Source organism: Streptomyces sp. NPDC107522, from assembly GCF_055657525.1.
Window position 1 is genome coordinate 116,372 of the sequence record NZ_JBVKAU010000002.1, and the last position, 21,053, is coordinate 137,424.

Annotated in this window: 14 protein-coding genes; 3 read left to right on the forward strand and 11 right to left on the reverse strand. The window is 70.5% G+C overall.

Features of this window, described 5'->3' with window-relative positions:
- Positions 1-22: 22 nt before the first annotated feature.
- Positions 23-823 carry an ABC transporter permease gene (locus tag ACZ7L6_RS05720; RefSeq protein ID WP_471920711.1) on the reverse strand — a complete coding sequence of 267 codons (801 nt, stop codon included), beginning with the start codon at positions 821-823 and terminating at the stop codon, positions 23-25.
- Complete coding sequence (locus ACZ7L6_RS05725; protein WP_471920712.1) at positions 820-1,794, reverse strand: ATP-binding cassette domain-containing protein; 975 nt, start codon at positions 1,792-1,794, stop codon at positions 820-822. Before ACZ7L6_RS05725 ends, ACZ7L6_RS05720 begins: the two co-directional genes overlap by 4 nt.
- A 749-nt stretch (positions 1,795-2,543) precedes the next feature.
- Between ACZ7L6_RS05725 and ACZ7L6_RS05730 the strand changes: the two genes are divergently transcribed.
- Positions 2,544-4,112, forward strand: a complete 1,569-nt coding sequence (locus ACZ7L6_RS05730) for a LamG domain-containing protein (protein WP_471921766.1) — start codon at positions 2,544-2,546, stop codon at positions 4,110-4,112.
- 133 nt (positions 4,113-4,245) lie between these two features.
- On the opposite strand, the gene ACZ7L6_RS05735 is transcribed toward ACZ7L6_RS05730, so the two are convergent.
- Entirely contained in the window at positions 4,246-9,234 is a 4,989-nt protein-coding gene (locus ACZ7L6_RS05735; RefSeq protein WP_471920713.1) for a family 43 glycosylhydrolase, read from the reverse strand.
- A 292-nt stretch (positions 9,235-9,526) separates the two neighbouring features.
- Between ACZ7L6_RS05735 and ACZ7L6_RS05740 the strand changes: the two genes are divergently transcribed.
- Positions 9,527-10,504, forward strand: coding sequence for an ABC transporter substrate-binding protein (locus tag ACZ7L6_RS05740; RefSeq protein ID WP_471920714.1), 978 nt, complete (start codon positions 9,527-9,529; stop codon positions 10,502-10,504).
- A gap of 36 nt (positions 10,505-10,540) precedes the next feature.
- On the opposite strand, the gene ACZ7L6_RS05745 is transcribed toward ACZ7L6_RS05740, so the two are convergent.
- Entirely contained in the window at positions 10,541-11,173 is a 633-nt protein-coding gene (locus tag ACZ7L6_RS05745) for a DedA family protein (protein ID WP_471921768.1), read from the reverse strand.
- Between the two features lie 455 nt (positions 11,174-11,628).
- Entirely contained in the window at positions 11,629-11,964 is a 336-nt protein-coding gene (locus ACZ7L6_RS05750) for a hypothetical protein (protein WP_471920715.1), read from the reverse strand.
- Between the two features lie 259 nt (positions 11,965-12,223).
- Between ACZ7L6_RS05750 and ACZ7L6_RS05755 the strand changes: the two genes are divergently transcribed.
- Positions 12,224-13,105 carry an endonuclease/exonuclease/phosphatase family protein gene (locus ACZ7L6_RS05755; RefSeq protein ID WP_471920716.1) on the forward strand — a complete coding sequence of 294 codons (882 nt, stop codon included), beginning with the start codon at positions 12,224-12,226 and terminating at the stop codon, positions 13,103-13,105.
- On the opposite strand, the gene exaC is transcribed toward ACZ7L6_RS05755, so the two are convergent.
- From exaC to xylB, 6 genes are all read right to left on the reverse strand, one after another.
- Complete coding sequence (exaC, locus tag ACZ7L6_RS05760) at positions 13,102-14,625, reverse strand: acetaldehyde dehydrogenase ExaC (protein ID WP_471920717.1); 1,524 nt, start codon at positions 14,623-14,625, stop codon at positions 13,102-13,104. The genes ACZ7L6_RS05755 and exaC overlap by 4 nt on opposite strands.
- A 410-nt stretch (positions 14,626-15,035) precedes the next feature.
- On the reverse strand, positions 15,036-16,349 hold the full coding sequence (locus tag ACZ7L6_RS05765; RefSeq protein WP_471920718.1) for a GAF domain-containing protein: 1,314 nt from the start codon (positions 16,347-16,349) through the stop codon (positions 15,036-15,038).
- Between the two features lie 83 nt (positions 16,350-16,432).
- Positions 16,433-17,032 carry an N-acetylmuramoyl-L-alanine amidase gene (locus ACZ7L6_RS05770; protein ID WP_471920719.1) on the reverse strand — a complete coding sequence of 200 codons (600 nt, stop codon included), beginning with the start codon at positions 17,030-17,032 and terminating at the stop codon, positions 16,433-16,435.
- A gap of 58 nt (positions 17,033-17,090) precedes the next feature.
- The gene (locus tag ACZ7L6_RS05775; RefSeq protein ID WP_471920720.1) at positions 17,091-18,101 is read right to left on the reverse strand and encodes an acetamidase/formamidase family protein; all 1,011 of its coding nucleotides are present in this window, start codon (positions 18,099-18,101) and stop codon (positions 17,091-17,093) included.
- 257 nt (positions 18,102-18,358) lie between these two features.
- Positions 18,359-19,567: an ROK family protein gene (locus ACZ7L6_RS05780; RefSeq protein WP_471920721.1), complete on the reverse strand. Its 1,209-nt coding sequence runs from the start codon at positions 19,565-19,567 to the stop codon at positions 18,359-18,361.
- 15 nt (positions 19,568-19,582) lie between these two features.
- Complete coding sequence (xylB, locus tag ACZ7L6_RS05785; protein ID WP_471920722.1) at positions 19,583-21,028, reverse strand: xylulokinase; 1,446 nt, start codon at positions 21,026-21,028, stop codon at positions 19,583-19,585.
- Positions 21,029-21,053: the final 25 nt, after the last annotated feature.

Consider the following 21,053-nt stretch of genomic DNA (forward strand, 5'->3'; position numbering starts at 1 on the left):
TGTCCTTCTCCAGTAGGGGTGTTCAGTGGATGTCGCGGTCGAACAGGCGGAGCGACCACACGAAGCCGAGGACCGCGATCCCCACGCACCACGCCACGGCCATCCAGCCGTTGTGGCCGATGCCCGTGCCGGTGAGCAGTCCGCGCACGGTCTCGATGACCGTGGTGAACGGCTGGTACTCGGCGAACCAGCGGATCCAGGACGGCATCGAGTCGACCGGTACGAAGGTGCTGCTGACGAAGGGCAGCAGGAACGAGATCGGCAGGGGGGCGTTGCTGGCGCCCTCCGGCGTCTTGCTGATCAGGCCCAGGGCGACCGAGAACCAGGTCAGCGCGAGAACGAAGAGGACGAGCAGTCCGCAGGCCGCCAGCCAATCCACAGGGCTCGCGCCGGGCCGGAAACCGATGGCGAGGGCGACGGAGATCACCAGCGTCAGGGTGATCAACGTCTGGATGACGCTGCCTACCACATAGCCCACCAGGATCGACGCCCGGGAGATCGCCATCGTGCGGAAGCGGGCGACGATGCCCTCCGTCATGTCCGTGCACACGGCGACCGCCGTCGGCACGGCTCCGACGCCGGCCGTCATCAGCAGGATGCCGGGGACGAGGTAGGCGAGATAGGCGGTGCGGTCGCCGCCCTGGCCGATTCCCGCGCCCAGCGCGGAGCCGAAGACGTACACGAACAACAGCAGCAGGAAGACGGGGATGAGCGCGACCTGGAGCGTCATCGAGGGGTAGCGGCGGGCGTGCAGCAGGTTGCGCCGCAGCATGGTGAGCGAGTCGCGGACGTGCGGGGTGGCGGGCTGGACGGCGGTGGTCATCGGCTCTGCACCCTTTCCTGCTCGGGGCGGCTGGTGACCGCGAAGAAGACGTCGTCGAGGTCGGGGGTGTGGACGGTGAGGGAGTCCACGGCGACGGAGTGCCCGTCCAGGGTGTCCAGCAGGGCGCGCAGGGTGTGGACGCTGCCGTCGCCCGGGACTTGGAGGGTGAGCGCCTCGTCGTCCCGCAGGCCTACGCCCAACAGGGCGGCGGCGCGGGCGAGTTCGGCCGGGTCGAGGAACCGGAGCCGGACATGGCCGCCGGGCACGAGCCGCTTGAGCTCGTCCGGCGTGCCCTCGGCGACGATCCGGCCGCCGTTGAGAACCGCGATGCGGTCGGCGAGCTGGTCGGCCTCCTCCAGGTACTGCGTGGTCAGGAAGACCGTGACCCCGCCGGCGACGAGATCGCGGACGATCTGCCACACGGCGTGCCGGGAGCGCGGGTCGAGACCCGTCGTCGGCTCGTCGAGGAAGATCACCTCGGGGGAGCCGACCAGCGTCATCGCGATGTCGAGGCGCCGCCGCATGCCGCCGGAGTAGGTGGAGGCGGGCTTCCTCGCGGCGTCCACCAGGTCGAAGCGCTCCAGGAGCTCGGCGGTGACGCGCCTGCCCTCGCGGCGGTCCAGATGGTGCAGGTCCGCCATCAGCGCCATGTTCTCCTCGCCGGTGATCAGGTTGTCGACGGCGGAGAACTGGCCGGTGACCCCGATCGCGGCCCGCACCGACTGCGGCTCGGCGGCCAGGTCGTGTCCCATGACGCGGGCGGCGCCGCCGTCGGCGCGGACCAGGGTGGAGAGGATCTGGACGGTGGTGGTCTTGCCGGCCCCGTTCGGACCGAGCAGCGAGAAGATCGAGCCGCGCGGCACCCGCAGGTCGACGCCGTCGAGGACGACCTTGCCGCCGTACGCCTTGCGGAGGCCGGCCGCCTCGATGGCCGGGGGTGTCCGATGGGTGTGCTGCCGTGGGGAGTTCATGCCCCAGAGCGTGCGTGAGGTCGGCTTTGGCGCGGTTTCACGACGGTTTCAGTGACGCCGGTGGCCTGGAGCCTGCGCCCCCGGGAAAAACGCCCCGGCGTTGTCAGTGCGCACTGTTAGCCTCCTGCGGCCCGTGTGACACGCGGGTTCCACAGGGGAGGAGAAACGTGAACACTGCCAGAAGCAGCGGGAGATCGGGCAGACCCCGCCGGCTTGCCGTCGGCTGCCTCGTCACGGCCGCGGTGCTGGCCGCGCCGGGCGTCGCCCACGCCGCCGAGAACCTGCCGCCGCGTCAGCCGCTGGTCCAGGACCTCCAGACCGGCACCAAAGCGTGCGCCACCGGCGAGCAGAAGGCGTACGTCGGTGCGCCGCCCACCCTCAGCGCCGTGCTGTACGACTCGGAGGAGGACAACCAGCCGGCCGAGGCCAACCTGGTCAAGGGCGAGTTCGAGGCCTGGTGGACGGACGCGGCCGGCGTGGAGCAGCGCCGTACGTACACCACGTACGAGACCCTGTCCGGCACGCGGCAGCTCTGGCGCATGCCGGAGGACATCCCGGCGAACACGGTCGTCTCCTGGCATGTGCGCGCGAACGACGGCACCGCCGTCTCCGCGTGGAGCGACGAGGGCGACGGGGCGGTCTGCGCGTTCGTGTACGACGACGCCAGTCCCGAGAAGGCGGTCGTCACGTCCCCGGACTATCCGGAAGACCAGTGGCGGGACGGCGTCGGGGTCTACGGCAGCTTCACCATGGACTCCCCGTCCGACGACGTCGCGCAGTACGTCTACAGCTTCATCGGCGGCCCGCAACTGACCGCCCGCCCGGAGGATCTCGGCGGGCCCGTCACGATCCGCCACCTGCCGCTGAGGGCCGCCCCGGACTACCTGAGCGTCCGGGCGATCGACCGGTCCGGCCGCAGCAGCACGACCACGACCTACCACTTCCGGGTGAGGTCGGGCTGCGCCCCCGTCGCCCACTGGACCCTCGCCGACGCCGCCGGTTCCACCACCGCCGCGGCCGAGACCGGCCCCGCCGCGCGCGCAGGCTCCGGCGTGACCTTCGGCGCGAGCGCACCGCGCGGGACCTCCCTGCCCTCCGTGGTGAGCCTCGACGGCAGCAGCCACGCCTTCCTCACCCCGGACGCCCCGGCCGTCGACACCGGCGGAACCTTCGCCGTCAGCGCCTGGGCGCGACCGGCGCGGACGGACCGGAACATGGCCGTGGCCGGCCAGGACACCGGCGACTCCGCCGCTTTCGGACTCGGCCTGCGCACCCGGGACGAGGGCCCCCTCTGGTCCTTCAACGTCGGTACCACCCGCATCACGGGCGGCGCCCCCGAGACCGGCGAGTGGGCCCACCTTCTGGGCCTGTACGACAAGGAGACCGGCCGGGCCCAGCTGTATGTCAACGGTCGGGAAGTCGGCACCGAGACCGAGGCGACGCCGTCCGTGACCTCCGGCGCCTTCCAGATCGGCCGCTCCCGCCACGGCGACGGCTACCGTGACCGCTGGCACGGCGAACTGGGCGACGTCCGCGTCTACGACCGGGTCGTCGTCCCGGACGAGGCTTCAGAACTCGCCCACCGCAAGCCGACGTTGCTCGGCCACTGGTCCCTGGAGACCGCCACGGACGGCGTCAGTCCCGAGCAGAACGGCAAGGCGCCGCTGAAGCTCGGGCCGGGCGCCACGATCCACCGCGGCCCCGACGGCTCCTGCTTGCCCGAGCTCGACCCGGACTGCCCCGTCGTGCCGTACCCGCTGGTCGGTGACGGTCACCTCCAGCTCGACGGCGACACCGGATACGCCGCGACCGAAGGCCCCGTCGTGGACACCTCCGACAGCTTCACCGTCGGCGTGGTCGTCCGCCTCGCCGACGCCGAACCGGCCCACCCGATGACCGTGCTGTCGCAGGTCGGTGAGCACACGGACGCCTTCAAGGTGCGCTACGACCCGGCCGTCCACGCCTGGCAGCTGGTCATGCCGCTGCGGGACGAGGCGGGGGCGCCCGAGGTCGTGGTCTCGCAGACCGAGGCCGCGGACGGTGGCGAGGGCCAGGGTCACCGGCTGGCCGTGGTCTACGACGACGCCACCGACCGGATCAGGCTCTACCTCGACGGCCGGACCAACGCCGACGCCACCGCCTCCTTCCCCGATGGCCGGCACAGCTCCGGAGCGCTACAGCTCGGGCGGGCCACGGTCGGCGACGGCTGGGGCGAGTACCTGCACGGCGACGTCGACGAGGTCCAGGCTTACGCCGGGGCCCTGAGCGACAGTGACATCATCGGGCTGGGCTCGGGCACGGACCCCTGCCTCTGCTGAGCAGCCGGTAGGCAGGTCGCAGTACGCCGACCCGTACCTGAAGGCGGCGGTCGACGACTTCCGGGGGTAACGGCCGTGCCCTGAGCCAGGCCGAGGTCACGGCGCTGGCCCAGGGCACGTAGGGGCGGGGGACTCAGCTTCGGTCGTCGCCCACCATCACGACGCCCGTGGTCCGCGCGCCGGTGGCGTTGTCGTAGACGACGTCACCGGTGGACTTCTTCCAGACCTTGATGCGGAAGGTGTCCGGGCCGTCGGTGGCGGTGACCCGGAAGCCGTAGCCACCGCTGCCGTTCACTGTGCCGGAGCCCTGGTAGACGGCTTTGGAGCTGGTTACCACGAGCCAGTCGGAGCCGGTGGAGCGGAACTTGAGCTTCGCCGGGCCGAAGTCGAAGGTCGCCTTGCCGCTCGGGACGGAGGCTCCCTTCAGGTAGACCGCCCCGAAGGTGAAGGCCGCCTTGCCGGTCAGGGCCGCCTTGGCCGGGTAGCCGCCGGCCGGCGAGGTGATCAGGCCGGCGCCCAGCGCGGGGCCGGCGGCGCGGTCGTAGACGATCAGCTCGGGGAGGGTGGTGCTGTCCGAGCCGCCGTCGTTGTCCGTGACCGTGATCACCGGTCGGCGGATGTCGGCCTTGGTGTAGGTGTGCTCGGCCCGGCAGGTGGTGCCGTCGATCGTGCCCGCCGTCGGCTCGGTGCCGTCCTTCCAGTCGATCGTGCAGGTGTGGCTGTCACCGACGTCGGCGTCATGGAACTCGGCCGTGACGGTGATGCGGTGGCCGACCGACACGGGGGACGTCGGGCCGGTGGCCGAGGTGATCGCCGGCTTCCTGTTGACGATCGGGTCGATGCTCGTCAGGGTCGGGGCGACCTTCTTGATCAGGCCGTCGGAGTCGAACTCCATCTTGTCGATGGTTGTTTCACGGTGGGTGCCGTCACCGCCCGGGATGGCGAACCGGTGGTAGGCGATGTACCACTCGTCGGTCTTCGGGACGTGGACGACCGAGTGGTGGCCGGGGCCCTTGATGCCGAGGGAGAGGTCCTTCTCCAGGATCACTCCGTGCTTGGTCCACGGGCCGGTGGGGGAGGGGCCGGTGGCGTAGGCGACGCGGTAGTTCTCGTCGCGGGTGTCGTTCTCCGACCACATGAAGTAGTAGGTGCCCTTGCGCTTGATGACGAAGGTGCCCTCGTTGTAGCCGCTCGGGGTGATGTCCTTGACCTTCGAGGTGTCGATGGAGGTCATGTCGGCGTTCAGGGGTGCCACGTACGCGTGCCCGTTGCCCCAGTAGAGATACGACTGGCCGTCGTCGTCCGTGAACACCGCCGGGTCGATCATCTGTCCGCTGTACTGGCCCGCCTTGAGCAGCGGCTTGCCCAGCGCGTCCTTGAACGGGCCGGTCGGCGAGTCGGACACCGCGACGCCGATGTTGGCGTCGGCGCAGAAGTAGAAGTAGTACTTCCCGTCCTTCTCGGCGATCGTCGGCGCCCATGCCCTGCTGTCGGCCCAGGAGACGTCCGGCCCGAGGTCGAGGATGACGCCGTGGTCCGTCCAGTGGACCAGGTCCTTGGAGGAGTACGCCTTGAACTGCGTGCCGCTCCAGCCCTCGAAGCCGTCGGTCGTCGGGTAGAGGTAGAAGGTGTCGCCGAAGCGGACGATGTTCGGGTCGGCGTTGGGGCCAGGCAGGACCGGGCTCTTCATGATGAGCGCCGAGACCGTCCAAGTGCGCTTCTTGCCGTCGGACCCGGTCACCTCGTACGTCACCGGCTTGCTGAAGTCCTGCACGCTCCCGGACGCGGGGCTGATCGCCGCGCCGTGGGCCAGGGTGAACTCCGGGGTCAGCGCGGTGAGATCGGTGCCCTCCTTCATCGGCAGCGTGATCTTGCTGTCCGCGTTGTCGATGATGGCGTCGACCTTCAGCGCGGGGTGCGTCGCCTTTGCGATGCCCGCGGTGTTGCCGCTGAGCTCCATGACCTCGGCGGCCGTCAGGGCGCGGTCGTAGATGCGGAAGTCGTCGACCTCGCCGCCGAAGTACGGGTCGGCCGAGTACAGGGACCGGCCGATGTAGCCGGTGTAGCTCTTGTCGGCGTCGTACAGCTCGGACGGCTTGATGGTCGTCGTCGTGTGCGCCGCCTCGATGCCCTCGACGTAGAGGATCATCGTGCCGGTCGAGCCGTCCAGGGTGACGGTGACGTGCCGCCACTCGCCGGGAGTGAGCTGCGAGCCCGCTGTCAGCTTCGACTCGGCCGACCAACTCGCCTTGGTGATGGCGGAGTAGAGGCTGGAGCCGCCGTTGGAAGGCGTGGCGAACAGGTACCTGTTGCTGTCGGGGCCGAGGCCGAACAGCCACTGGAAGTTGTCGCCGCCCTTCCACTTGGCGTACGTCGACACGGTGACGCTGTCGGCGTTCTTCAGCACGCCGTTCGGGATACGGACGTACGGCGAGGTGGTCGAGGAGCTCGAACCGCCGGACATCTTGAACGAGCCGCCGTCCACTCCGGTGCCGAAGTCGGGTGTGTGGACGTACGTGCCGTGGTAGCCGTGGCCGCTGGAGTCGCGGGCGATGTTGCCGCCGGTCTCGTCGAAGTCGTAGTGCAGGAGCAGGTCGGCCGGGACGTCGGGGCCCTCCTCCGAGACGGTGACCTCGGTGTGGACCCGGAGCGCGGCGCCGTCCGGCAGGCTGCCGGGCACGGTGAAGGTGCCGGCCTGCGCGTACTTGGACTCCGGGACGTCCTCCCAGGTGACGGAGACGGGCCGCTTCACGCCGTCGGCGTACTCGGCGATCACGGTGGCCGGCAGGACCGGTGCCTCACCGATCCGCGTCTTCACCGTCACGTCCTCGACGCTCTCCACGAGCTGGTCCGGCTGGTAGGCCCGCAGCAGCCGGTCGTACTCGGCCTGGGTGACAGGGAGCACCGTGCCGTGGCGGGGCTTGGCGGGCAGGTCGTAACCGGTGGACGGGGTCCAGGTGCCGGAGGCGAGGTCCGTCGTCTCGAAGGGGATGTAGCCGCGGCCGCCGAACTCGTCGAGGAACGCGTACCACTTGTCCTCGGTGTTCGACTTGAACACCAGCGGCCCCTCGGCGGCGCTCATCGCGCCCTTGCCGATGCCCTCCGCGACGGGGGTCCACGATCCCAGGATCGAGTCGCTCTTCTCCTCGAAGATGAACTTGCTGTTGGGGGTGGAGGACGTGTTGTTCCGCTCGTCCTTGGAGAGGCGGAAGTACATACCGTCGTGCTGGATCATCGTGGAGTCGATGACCGAGTAGCCGCGGTCGATCCAGACCTTGGGCTCGCTGAAGGTGTAGAAGTCCCGGGTGGTCGCGTACATCATGCGGTTGTACGTGTCGCCGGAGTGCGCCTCGTTGTCGTACAGCTTCGACGCCCAGAAGACCACGTACTCGCCGCGCTGCGCGTCGTAGAACGCCTCCGGCGCCCAGGTGTTGCCCGCGCTGTCCGGGGAGACCTTGACCAGCCGCTGGTTCGTCCAGTGCACGAGGTCGGTGGACTCCCAGACCATGATGGACTTGCTGCCGGTGCGCTGGGCGGCGTCCCAGTCGCCGTTGCCGTAGATCCTCAGGTCGGTGGCGATCTGGTAGAACTTGTCGCCCTCGGGGGAGCGGATGATGAACGGGTCGCGCAGGCCCTTCTCGCCGAGCGTGGAGGTCAGGACGGGCTTGCCGTCGTTCAACTCCCGCCACTTCAGCGGGTCGTTGCCCTTGCTCAGGGCGGCGTAGAGCTGCTCACCGTCCACCGTGCCCTCGCCGGTGAAGTAGCTGAACATGTAGCCCTTGAGGGCTGCCTTCACAGGGAGTTCGGGGACCTTCGCGGTAAAGGTGCGGGTCGTCTTCGCCTCGCCCTTGGTGACGGTGGCGGTCAGGTCGACGGTGGTGGCGCCGTCGCCGTGCGCGGGGCGGTGGACCACGCCGTCTGCGGAGACCACGTCCGGGTCGGCGGAGGACCAGGTGACGTCCGTGCCGTAATCGCCTTGGGCGGGGAGCGTGAGGTTGCCGCGTACGTCGTCGAGGTTGTGGACGGTCAGGGCTTCCGCGGCCTGCTCGGTGGCCGTCTTGTCGTCGAAGGCGGGGAGGACCGTGACGTCGAAGCTCTTGGTGTCCGTCACGGTGCCCTTCTTCAGAGTCGCCGTGAGCGTGGCGTGGCCGTCCGGTTCGCCGGCGGCGGGGCGGGTCACCTTGCCGCTGTCGGACACCACGGACGGGGTGTCGCTGGCCCAGCTGATCGCGGAGCCGCCGGCCGTGCCGGTCTTCGGCAGGTCAAGGTCGGCGGTGACACTGCTGGTGTCGCCGAGGCTCAGGGCCGCCTTGTCGTCGGCGACGCCCTGCGTGGCCACGGGGAGGGAGAGCTGCTCGACCTCGGAGCCTGTGAGCGCCCGGTCGTACACCCGGAAGTCGCGGATACGGCCCTTGAAGAACCTGTCGCCCGAGTAGACGGACTTGCCGATGTAGTTGGCGGTGGTCGTGCCGGAGCCGATCGCGCCGGGAGTGATGGTGACCGACGTGTTGCGGCCGACCTCCACGCCGTCCTCGTACAGGACGGCTGTGTTGCCGGTCTGCGTGTAGGTGAGGTGCTTCCAGACCGCGCGGGTCAGGTTGTGAGAGTCGGCGGGCTTGGTGGTCTGCTCCGTCGACCAGTTGCCGGTCGCTATGGAGGTGCGGAAGGAGTTGCCGGTGGTGAACAGGTAGCCGTTGCCGTTGCCGCCGCTGGTGTTGCCGAAGCCGTAGATGAAGTACGGCGTGGTCTGCGCCTCGTCGATCAGCACGTCCATCGAGACGCTGATCGCGTCCATGCCCTTCAGGACGTCGTTCGGCACCTTGATGTAGGTGTCGGAGCCGTTGAAGGCGAGGCCCTGGCCGGTGGCCGACCAGTCGGCGGTGCCGTTGACCGTGCCGTCCCGGCCGTTGCCGGAAGCATCGGTCGCCGTGCTGCCGGAGGCGGCGTCGAGCTTGTACCAGAGGGCCAGGCCGTCGGTGATCTCCGCGGAGTCGGCCGTCTCCGCCGCCTGCACGGGGACGGCGGGCGCGGCGAGGCCCAGGAACAGTGACGCTGCGGCCAGGCAGGCGAGGCGGCCCGCCCGACGTCTCGCGCCGCTGCGGACGCGTGCGATGTACGGCATGTGAGGTTCCCTGCTGACGCATGGCGGGGCCTCGGCCGTGGGCACCCTGCCGTTTCGGCTGTGTGACGTCGTCGTGTTGCGAGAGTGTCAGCCGGGGTGTGGGGCAGCGTCAAGAGGTTTCGAACAATGTCTGACGGGTCGAACGACGTAATTTTCGGGGCTGTTGGCGCTTCCTTCGGTTCGAGGGACTGACAGGCGGAAGCTGGGTGTGTACGTTTCAGGCGTCAAGAATCTGCACAACGTCCGCCAGGTCTTTCGGCTCGCACACCTCGTTTCTCACCAGGAGGAGCCCATGAAAAGGCGCGTGTTCGGGCTTGTCGTCGCGGCTGCGGTCGCCGCGGGCCTCGCGGGGTGTGGCTCGTCGGACTCCGGCGGTGGTGCCGGGGCGTCCGCCGGAGGGAGCGGAAAGACGCAGGTCACGGTCGGTGTCGTACCGATCGTGGACGTGGCGCCGCTCTATCTGGGGCAGAAGAAGGGGTTCTTCGGCAGTCGCGGCCTCGATCTGAAGATGGTCAGTGCCCAGGGCGGCGCGGCGATCATTCCCGGGGTGGTGAGCGGGCAGTTCCAGTTCGGCTTCAGCAACACGACCTCCCTGATGCTCGCCCAGACGAAGGGCATTCCCGTGAAGTCCGTGGCGAACGGGGCCGCCTCCAACGGCAAGATCGGCGGCGACGTCACCGGCGTGGCCGTCAAGAAGGACAGCCCGGTCAAGTCGGCCAAGGACCTCGCCGGCCGGACGGTGGCGGTCAACACCCTTCAGAACATCGGCGACACGACGGTTCGCGAATCGGTGCGCAAGGCCGGCGGCGACCCCTCGAAGGTCAAGTTCGTGGAGATACCGTTCGACCAGATGCCGGCCGCGCTGGACGACGGGCGCGTGGACGCCGCCTGGATGGGCGAGCCGGCGATGACGATCGCCGAGGCGCAGGGCGCCCGCGTGGTGGCGTCGCCGTTCGCCGAGACCGACCCGAAGCTCACCGTCGCCACGTACTTCACCTCCACGAAGCTGGCGCAGGAGAACCCCTCGTTGGTGAAGAAGTTCGCCGAGGCGATGACCGAATCCCTGCGGTACGCCTCCGAGCACCCCGACGAGGCACGCCGGATCCTCGCCACCTACACCAAGATCAGCGACGAAGTCATCGACGACCTGACCCTGCCGAGCTGGCCGACCGAGGTCGACATGGCGTCGCTGGAGAAGCTGGCTTCGCTGGGGGAGGAGGACGGGATCTTCGGGGGGAAGAAGCCGGATGTCGGCGCGCTGTTCTCCTGACGCGCTTGTCCTCTCGGGGGCGGTGGTTCGAGGGGGTCAGCGATCGCGCCGCGCGCGTCGCGCCTCGGTCAGCAGCGGCAGCAGGGGCAGCAGCGAGATCACGACTACGACGGCGACGAGTGGCAGCAGGAAGTCGTCGATGTCGGGGACGGAGGCTCCGAGCGTGTAACCGGCCAGGATCAGGCCCTGCGTCCAGAGCAGGCCGCCGACGATCTGCCAGACGGTGAAGTTCCGGGTGGGCACGCCGAGCGCTCCGGCCGCCGGATGCAGGACCGTCCGCACCATCGGGACGAACCGGCCGATCACCAGGGCTTTGCCGTAGCCGTAGCGGGCCAGGAGCTTCTCGGCCCGCACCGCCGTTTCCCGGACGCGCCGTCTCTCGGTGCGGGCCAGCAGGGCCCGCCCGCCGTGCCGCCCGAGCAGGAAGCCGACCTGTGCACCGGCCACGGCGCCGACGGCCGCGCACAGCAGCACCTGCCACAGCACCAGCCGTGGCGCCTGCTCGGCGGACCCCGCGCACAGCACGCCTGCTGGGAACAGCAGGGTGTCACCGGGCAGGAAGAAGCCCACGACCAGCAGACCCGACTCGGCGAAGATCACCACGAGGACGCCGAGTGCACCGAAGGTTGCCAGCACCGAGGCGCCGTCCATCGGGTTGACGGCGATCATCGCCCTCACCTCCCGGCCGTCCTCGTCGGGTCCCCCCATCAAGCATCCCGTGCACGTGAGGTCGGCGCCTGTCCCGGCTGCGTCGACCGTGAGGGTGGGGTGGGAGCGGGGCTGGGTGCTGGGCCGGATGGCCAAGGTCGGGTCGGGATCTGGGGGCTGGGTGAGGATCTGTGCCTGGGCCCGGCGGCCAGGTCGGAGGGCCAGGTCGGAGGGCTCGGTCGGAGGGCTCGGTCGGAGGGCTCGGTCGGAGGGCTCGGTCCGAGATTTGGTCGGAGGTGTGGCGAGAGGCTTGGACCGGCAGGTGGCGTCGAAAGCGCGCGGGGCCGGGGCGGGGCGAGGCGTGCCGGGGCGAGGCGGGGCGCGGTGGGGCGCGGTGGATCAGCGCATGGGAAAAGCCCCGCCCCACACCGCGGGCATCACGGTGCGGGACGGGGAATGAAGGCGCCGCCCGGTCTTCAGCGGCCGGTGGGCTGGTCGAAAATGGACCCGGCCTGGTTGAAATCAGCGGCACTCTGGTCGGAACCGGACGCGCTCTGGTCGAGACCGGAGTTGGCCTGATCGGAGTCAGACGCACCTTGGTCGAAACCGGAGTCACCCTTGTCGGATACGGATGTGCTCTGGTCGAAACCAGGGGCACCCTTGCCGAAATCGGACGCAGCTGGAGCCTTGCTCCCGAAATCAACTCCAAAACCACTCATATCGTCGTTGTCGTAGGCAAGGGCCTGGCCCGCGCCTCCGAGCAGAACGGTCCCGGCGAGAGCGATGGCGGCCAGCACGGTAGGTGCACGCATGAGCGTCTCCTTCGGTTGGTGTGTGCTCGCCAGAGGTATGCCGCCGGCCCCCGGGCGAGTAGCGCTGACGTGCGCACAAGCACCCGAATAGGCGGCGCGCATGCCGCTACCCGCACCGCACCCGGTCCGCCGGAAGGGGCGCCGAACCCCGCCCAGGTCGCCCGATTGCCGCATCGTGCATGACAGCCCCAGGACGGTGCGGGAGTTGGACCGGCTGGTGCCCATTCCGCGGGCTGAGCCGTGTCGCATAACCTCGTGCATGGAGACGTCGGATGCCATACGTATCCACTTCGAGGAGGCGATAGTGCTCGGAAGGGGCACGCGGTTGTTCGCGGGCGCCATGGCCGTGGTCTGGATGGTGCTCGTCGGCCCCAGCGCACCGGGCGGCGCCCTCTCCCCCGGGTCCCAGCCCGTCGAGGCCGTCAGGGAGGTCGTACCGAACCGGGTCATGACGTGGAACATCTGCAACCCCTGCGAGACAAGCAACGCTGACCGGGCCGCGGAGATCGCCACGATTGCGCCCCAGGTCATCGGCGTGCAAGAAGCGTGCGCGCGCGATGTCGAAAGGATCCGGGCCTATCTGGAGAGCCGTTACGGGCTCGTCTACCACGTCGAGTACGGGACCGTTCTACGGAGTTGGGGCCGCTGCGGGGGAGTGCCCTGGAGCCCGGGAGCCTACGGTCAGGCGGTCCTGTCGGCGGCGCCGATGACAGACCGCGTCAACGTGGAATACCCCGACGGCGGATCCGAAGACCGCGGGTACATGGCAGTCACCACCACTGTGGACGGCAGGCTCGTCCGGGTCTTCAACACCCATCTCGCCCACCGACGTCAAGAGGCGGTCCGAGCAGACCAGGCCGCCGTACTCGCCGCAGACGTCGCCCGGCACGAGCGCGCAATCGTTCTCGGCGACTTCAACGCCGTGCCGGACGCCTCCGAACTCAGCGCGATCTGGGCACTGGCCGAGGACACGGACCCCCAGTGCCATCCCGCGTCCACCGCCACCTGTCGGCCGACCACCGACTGGCAGAGCAAGTTCGACTACGTCTTCCTACGAGGCATGGTCCCGCTCGGGCACCATGTGCAGCAGACCCCGTACTCGGACCACCACATGCTGCACACCGACGTGGAAGCCTCCTAGAAGAAGCCCAGCTTCCTCGGCGAGTACGACACCAGCAGGTTCTTGGTCTGCTGATAGTGCTCCAGCATCATCTTGTGCGTCTCACGGCCGATACCCGAGCCCTTGTAGCCGCCGAACGCCGCATGCGCCGGGTAGGCGTGGTAGCAGTTCGTCCAGACACGGCCCGCCTGGATCGCGCGGCCCGCGCGGTACGCGGTGTTGATGTCCCGCGTCCACACGCCCGCACCGAGGCCGTACAGCGTGTCGTTGGCGATCTTCACGGCGTCGTCGAAGTCGTCGAAGGACGTCACGGAGACGACCGGCCCGAAGATCTCCTCCTGGAAGATCCGCATACGGTTGTCGCCCTCGAAGACGGTCGGCTGGACGTAGTAACCGCCCTTCAACTCGCCCTCGTGCTCGATACGTTCCCCGCCCGTGAGGACCCTGGCGCCTTCCTGCCGGCCGATGTCCAGGTAGGAGAGGATCTTCTCCAACTGGTCGTTGGAGGCCTGCGCACCGATCATCGTGTCCGTGTCCAGCGGGTGACCGGTCTTGATCTGTTCGGTGCGGGCGATCGCCGCCTCCATGAACTCGGCGTAGTGCCCCCGCTGCACCAGCGCCCGGGACGGGCACGTGCACACCTCGCCCTGATTGAGCGCGAACATCGTGAAGCCCTCGAGTGCCTTGTCCCGGAAGTCGTCGTTCGCCGCCCAGACGTCGTCGAAGAAGATGTTCGGGGACTTGCCGCCGAGTTCGAGCGTGACCGGGGTGATGTTCTCCGAGGCGTACTGCATGATCAGCCGGCCGGTCGTGGTCTCCCCGGTGAACGCCACTTTGGCCACCCTCGGGCTGGACGCCAGCGGCTTGCCCGCCTCCACACCGAAGCCGTTGACGACATTGACGACGCCCGGGGGCAGCAGGTCGGAGACCAGGCTGAGCCAGTAGTGGATGGACGCCGGGGTCTGCTCGGCCGGCTTGAGCACGACCGCGTTGCCCGCGGCCAGCGCCGGGGCGAGCTTCCACGTCGCCATGAGGATCGGGAAGTTCCACGGGATGATCTGCGCGACCACGCCGAGCGGCTCGTGGAAGTGGTACGCCACCGTGTCGTCGTCGACCTCGCCGAGCGAGCCCTCCTGGGCGCGGATCGCTCCCGCGAAGTAGCGGAAGTGGTCGATGGCCAGCGGAATGTCGGCGGCCAGCGTCTCCCGCACCGGCTTGCCGTTCTCCCAGCTCTCGGCGACCGCCAGCCGCTCCAGGTTCGCCTCCATCCGGTCGGCGATCTTGAGCAGGATGCCGGCGCGCTCGGTCACCGAGGTCCGGCCCCACGCGGGGGCGGCCGCGTGTGCCGCGTCCAGCGCCCGCTCCACGTCCTCCGCCGTGCCCCGCGCGATCTCGGTGAACGGCTGCCCGTTCACCGGCGACGGGTTCTCGAAGTACTGCCCCCGGATCGGCGGCACGTACTCCCCGCCGATGAAGTGGTCGTAGCGCGCCTGGTAGGAGACGATCGCACCCTCGGTGCCGGGCGCCGCGTAACGGGTCATACTCCTGTGCCTCCCGAAGAAGCGCTGCCCGCCGTTGGGCAGCTCTCGGCGCGAGGCTAGGGACGGCGACGTTGCAAGTACGTTGCGCGGGCCAGGGGCCATCAGTGCTCCGAGGGGCCTGTCAGCGGCCAGAGGGTTGCGTCAGCGCCCCGGGGGTCTGTCACGCGCCGAGTGTCCTGTCGGCGCCCCGAGGGTCTGCCCGGCGCCGAGCGTCCTGTCCGCGCCGCGAGGGTCTGCCCGGCGCCGAGCGTGCTGTTCGCTGCCCCGAGGGTCTGCCCGGCGCCGAGCGTGCTGTCCGCGCCTCCGGGGGTCTGTCACGCGCCGAGTGTCCTGCCCGTGCCCCGCGGGTCTGGCACGGGCTGAGCGTCCTGCCCGCGCCCCGAGGGTCGGTCCGCGCCACGAGGGCCCGCTCAGCGTGCCGGGCGGTGTTCCCACGCGGGCGGTGACGACAGCTCGGACTCCAGCGCGGCGAGTCGCGATCGCACCGCCGCCGTCGGGCGCAATGCAGCGAGTGCCCGCCATACGTCGAGGTCGTCCTCGCCCCACGGCGCGTGCGCCCAGTCGGCCAGCAGGTCGGGGTCGCGGCGGGCGATGAGCGCCGTACGCAGGCCGTCGGCCAGGCGCCGCCTGAGCCGCACCACCGCCGGTGCCTGGGAACCGGGCAGCAGCGGGCCGCAGTACGCCGTGGCCGCGGCCGTGACCGCCCCCGTCTCCAGGCGACGTTCGACGGCCGTCACGTCCGACTCGACGGGCACCGTGAGCCGGTACGGTCGCGAGGCGAGCAGTCCGGGGCCGAGGGTCCGGCGCAGGCGGGCCAGTTCGGCGCGCAGCGTCACCGGCGTCACCGACTCGTCCTCGTACAGCGCGCACAGCAACTCGTCCCCGGTCAGCCCCTCCGGGTGGCGGGCCAGCAGCACCAGGATCTCGCTGTGCCGGCGACTGAGCCTGATCCGGCGGCCGTCCATCAGCAACTGCGCCTCGTCACGGCCCAGCGCGATCAGCTGGGGCGTGCCGGCAGCGGGCACCGGCGGGGCGAGCAGCGCCAGGTGGGACTCCGCGGCACGCGCCACCGCCTGCACGAACCCCAGACTGTGGGGATGCGCGAGCCCGTCCCCGCCGGTGATGTCCACGGCTCCGAGCACCCGCCCGGTGCGCGGATCGTGCACCGGCGCCGCCGCACAGGTCCACGGCTGCACCTGGCGGATGAAGTGCTCGGCGGCGAACACCTGCACCGGTCGGTCCACGGCGACCGCCGTGCCCGGCGCGTTGGTCCCGACCGCGGTCTCCGCCCACCGCGCACCCGGCACGAAGTTCATCAGCCCCGCCCTGCGCCGGGTCGTGGCATGGCCTTCCACCCACAGGAGCCTGCCGTGCACGTCGCACACCGCGAGCAGATGCTCCCCGTCGGCGGCGAATGTGCCGAGCAACTCCCGGAACAACGGCATCACCGGCGCCAGCGGATGCTCCGCGCGATAGGCGCCGAGCTCCCCGTCCGCCAGCTCCACACTCGCGACGCCGTCCGGACCGACACCGGCCCGCGCGGAACGCCGCCAGGAGTCGGCCACCACGGCACGCACCGGCTTCGGCACGGTTCCCACCTCGGTGAATGTCTCGTGCGCACGACGCAGCACCCGTACACGCTCGGTAGGGTCGGCCCCCGGCTCCAGGGCCACCCACGGATCCGTCAACTCGGCCTCCCCGGACGGCGATGCGGCTGGGGACATCGTCACTCCGGGTACGCGCGCGGACAACCTTTTCGACCGACGACACCCGAACGGTGGGCACACCGGCGCAGACGTGCGAGCCCTCAGACGAGGTTGACCATCCGTATATAGCGCGTCCAGTCCCAGTGTGGACCCGGATCGGTGTGGTCCGTGCCCGGTACCTCGTAGTGCCCGATGATGTGCGCACGGTCCTTCGGTATGCCGTGTCTGGCGCAGATCGCCGCCGTGAGCCGGGCGGACTTCTCGTAGAGGACGTCGGTGAACCAGCCGGGACTGTCCACCCAGCCCTCGTGCTCGATGCCGACGCTGCGTGTGTTGTGGTCCCAGTCTCCGGCGTGCCAGGCGATGTCGGCCTCGCGCACGCACTGGGACACGTGTCCGTCGGCCGACCGGACGACGTAGTGGGCGGACACCTTCTTCTCGGGGTTCTCGAAGACCAGCAGAGTCTTGCGGTAGGAGGTCTGTGTCACGTGGATGATCACCTGCTCCACAGGGTGGGTCGCGGGGCGGTCGGCCACCGTGTAGCTGCCGGCGCTCGCCGGCCGCCACTCGGCGAGCGGATAGTCCGGGCCCGGGGTGTGCGCTCCGGCCCGCGCTTCGGGGAGGAGGGCATAGGGGACGGCGGCGAGGGCGGTTCCTTGGAGTATCCGGCGTCGGCTGAGACGCGGTCGTGCGCGTTCCAAAAGGGGATTGCCTTTCAGTAAGGAGAGTTGCCTTGCGGCTCGTGGTCGGCCAAGGCGCTCAGCGCAGAGCCGCCGCCGTCTCCCGCAGGCGCGCATGCACTCCGCGGTGCGTCTCGCGCGCGGGCAGCCACTGCTTGCGGATCTTGGCCACGCACGTGTAGTTGGTGTCGCACACATTGGCCAGCGGCGACTCGACGGCCTGAGTCGCGAACTGGTAGGCGTCCAGCTCACTGAACCCGTAGTCGCGCACCAGCCACTGCACCAGGTCCAGCTGGGATATCCGGAACGCGTCCTCCAGCGGCCGGGCCGAACCCGTCGAGATGAGGTGTGTGTCCGACTCGATGCGCGGCCAGGGCGTGGCGAGGCCCTTGAGCAGTTCGACGATCACGACGGTGTTCATCGCGCACTCGACCGCGACTCCACAGGTCTCGCCCTCGCCCTGCCGGGCGTGTCCGTCGCCGAGGCTGAGCAGCGCGCCCTCGACGTTCACCCCGAGATAGCAGGTGACGCCCACCCGCATCTCCGGCGTGTCCATGTTCCCGCCGTGCGCATCGGGCACCAGGGCCGAGCGCACCTCCAGGTTGGCCGGTGCCACTCCGACGGTGCCGTGCATCGGGTCCATGGGCAGCTCGGCCTCGATGTCGCTGTCGTGGGCCCGGAACAGCGCCGTACGCCGCGTCCGGTCGAGCTGCCAGATCCACACGGTCTCCGGCAGGGGTGGTTGCAGTGTGGCTGTGGTGTGCGTGGAGGTGAGTGCCCCGAACAGCGGGACGGTGGTGGACGCGGCCCAGTCCCGGGCCGGTTCGATCGACACGAAGTGCACGGCGACCGTGTCACCCGGTTCGGCGCCCTCGATGTGGAAGGGGCCGGTCTGCGGGTTGAGGTAGGGGAACTCGCACACCTCGGACACCAGGTCCTTCTCCGACCGCACGCGACCGGCGAAGCAGTCCTCCGTGTACAGGTCGAGGACCGTGCCGGGTGCCATGCGCGCCACGGGCGGTGCGCCGCCGAACGTCCAGGCGTATTCGCCGGGCTCGGGCCGCACGGTCAGGATCCGGAGGTCGCTCATCGCCGCACCCCTGCTGCAGTTTCCCTCGACATGTGAATCCCCCTCGTTTCACGGTGGTGAGCTGCCTCGACGTCCCTTGGCACGACGGCCGTGCCTCGCGTGAATCACGGTACGGGGCAGTCAGGTTGGGCAGAAGGGCATGCCGTATTTCCGTGGACAGCCGCGCGATTGTGGATAACTCGCCCACCCGAAAGGGTGAAGGCGGCCCGACTCGGGGAAGCGGGGAACCCCGAAGGATCGCCGAACTCGGCCCGGAATCAGGCCCGTTCCGCCACCGCCGCCGGATCGTCGAGCACCGCTCGCACCACCGAGTGCGCGGCCCCCAGCAACGGACCCTCGGGACCCAGCCGCGACACGGACACCGGACAAGCGGGCCCCGCGGTGCGCCGGTCCAACTCGGCCTCCAGCGACGGCAGCAGCCAGGGCGCGAGCCCAGCCAGTGCACCCCCCAGCACCACACTCTCGGGATCGAGCAGATTGACCGCGCCGGTCAGTGCGATACCGAGCGCCGTTCCCGCGTCGCGCAGCGCCCGCCGTACGTCCTCGTCGCCCTCGGCCGCACGCTCGGCGAGCAGTCCGACGCGGTCCTCGCCCGGCTCGAGTCCGGCCGCACGCAGTACCGCCTCCTCACCGGCGTACTGCTCCAGGCATCCGCGCCCCCCGCACGGGCAGTCGGGTCCGTCCGGCCGGACGGGCACGTGCCCCAGCTCGCCGGCGAAACCGCGTGTTCCGTGCAGGAGCCCTCCGTCCACCACGACCGCCGCGCCGATGCCGATCTCCGCCGACACGTGCAGGAAGTCACGCGCGGTGCCGTCACCCAGCCAGAGCTCGGCGAGCGCTCCGAAGTTGGCCTCGTTGCCCACGGACAGGGGGAAGTCCACGGGCAGCAGATCGCCGAGATCCGTGTCGCGCCAGTCGAGGTTCGGTGCGCGGACGACCGTACGGGCATCCCGCGCCACCAGACCCGGCACGGCGACCGCCAGACCGGCGGCCCACAGCCCCTCGCGCTCGGCCTCGGCGAGCACTCGGCGCACCAGCTCGGTGAGTTCCTCGATCACCGGCTCCGGTGCACGGCCTCGGTTCGCGCCGTACCGCACCGCTCTGGAGCGCACCTCGCCGCGCAGGTCGACCGCGCAGACGGCGAGATGGTCGACGCCGACCTCGGCGCCGATTCCGGCCGGACCGTGCCCGCTGACGGCCAGCGCCGATCCGGGTCGCCCCACCCGGCCGGGCCGCTCGGGGCCGAGCTCCTCCAGGAGCCCCGAGCGGATCAGCTCGTCGACGAGCGTGGACACCGCCGCACGGGTCAGCCCGATGCGGGAGGCGACGGCGGCACGGGAGAGCGGTCCCTCGGCGCTGACGGTGTGCATCACCCGGGCGAGGTTGCGGCGGCGCATGCCCTGCTGGGTGTTGGGCAGCGCGCGCCCGGCGCCGGCCGGATGGGCCTCGTGCAGCGGTGCGGTCATGCCTGAAGTCAGTCCTCAGTGAGCTTCCGGGCGCCGCTCCAGCAGCGGGGCCGCGTCGGAGAGTACCCCGCTGATCCTGGCCAGCGTCTCCTCGTCCCGCTCCACGGCGTCGAGCACCGGACCGCGTGCGGTGTTCCAGCGCCGGGCGACCGCGGCGGGATCCTCGCCGGTCAGCAGCCCGGCCGCCTGGGCCGCCGCGCCGAGCGCGACCAGTTCCTTGGCCTCGGGGACCTGCACCGGGCGCCCCGACAGCCGTCGTACGGTCTGCTGCCAGGCCGTGCCCCGGGCGCCGCCGCCAATCAGGAGCAGGGGCGCCGAGCGATCCGCGTCCTCGTCCAGGACCAGGTCCAGGGCGCCCAGCAGCGCGTGGACGGCACCGTCGTAGGCGGCCTGCAGGAGCTGACCGGCGGTCGTGTCGTGGCGCAGGCCGTGCAGCACGCCGGAGGCGTTCGGCAGGTTCGGGGTGCGTTCGCCGTCCAGGTAGGGCAGGAGGGTGAGGCCGGTGGTGGGCTCCACGGCCTCGCGGTCCAGGCCCAGCAGGGTCGCGAGGCGGTCGACGGCCAGCGTGCAGTTCAGGGTGCAGGCCAGCGGCAGCCAGTCGCCGTGCGCGTCGGCGAAGCCCGCGACGGTGCCGGTCGGGTCGGCGGGGCGCCGCTTCGAGACCGCGTACACCGTGCCCGACGTGCCGAGGCTCAGCACCGGCGCGCCGGGACGCAGGCCGAGGCCCAGCGCGGCGGCCGCGTTGTCGCCGGTGCCGGGGGCGACCAGGGTGCCCTTGGAGAACGGCAGGTCGTGGCTGTCGCGCACGGTGCCCGCGACCTCGCCGGGCCGGACCACGCGGGGCAGCAGTGCCGGGTCGAGCCCGACGTGCGCGAGGATCTCCTCGTCGTACGACTCCGTGCCCGACGCCCACCAGCCCGTACCGGAGGCGTCGCCGCGGTCGGTGGTGCCCTGCCCCGTGAGGCGTTCGGTGAGGTAGTCGTGGGGGAGACGTACGGCCTTGGTGGCCCGGATCGCCTCCGGCTCGTTCTCGGCCAGCCAGGCCCACTTCGTGACCGTGAAGGAGGCGGCCGGTACGGAGCCCGTGCGCTCGGCCCAGAACTTCGCGCCGCCGAGTTCCTCGGTCAGGCGGCGGGCCTGCGGCGCAGAGCGCACGTCGTTCCACAGCAGGGCCGGACGCACCGGCTCCCCCCGGTCGTCCAGCGTGACCAGGCCGTGCTGCTGTCCGCCGATGGACACCGCGGCGGCCTCGTGCGCGGCGTCGCCGCACTGGCGCAGCGCCTCGCACAGGGCGTCCCACCACTGGCGCGGGTCGCTCTCGCGGCCGGCTCCGGAGGACACCGTGTGCGGTGCCTGGCCGCTTGCGACGACCTGCCCGGTCGACGCGTCGACGACCAGCGCCTTGGTGGACTGGGTCGACGTGTCCACGCCGACGACGAGCGGACCCTCGGCTGCTGACATCGGGCTCTCCCTTTTCCGCGGCTCT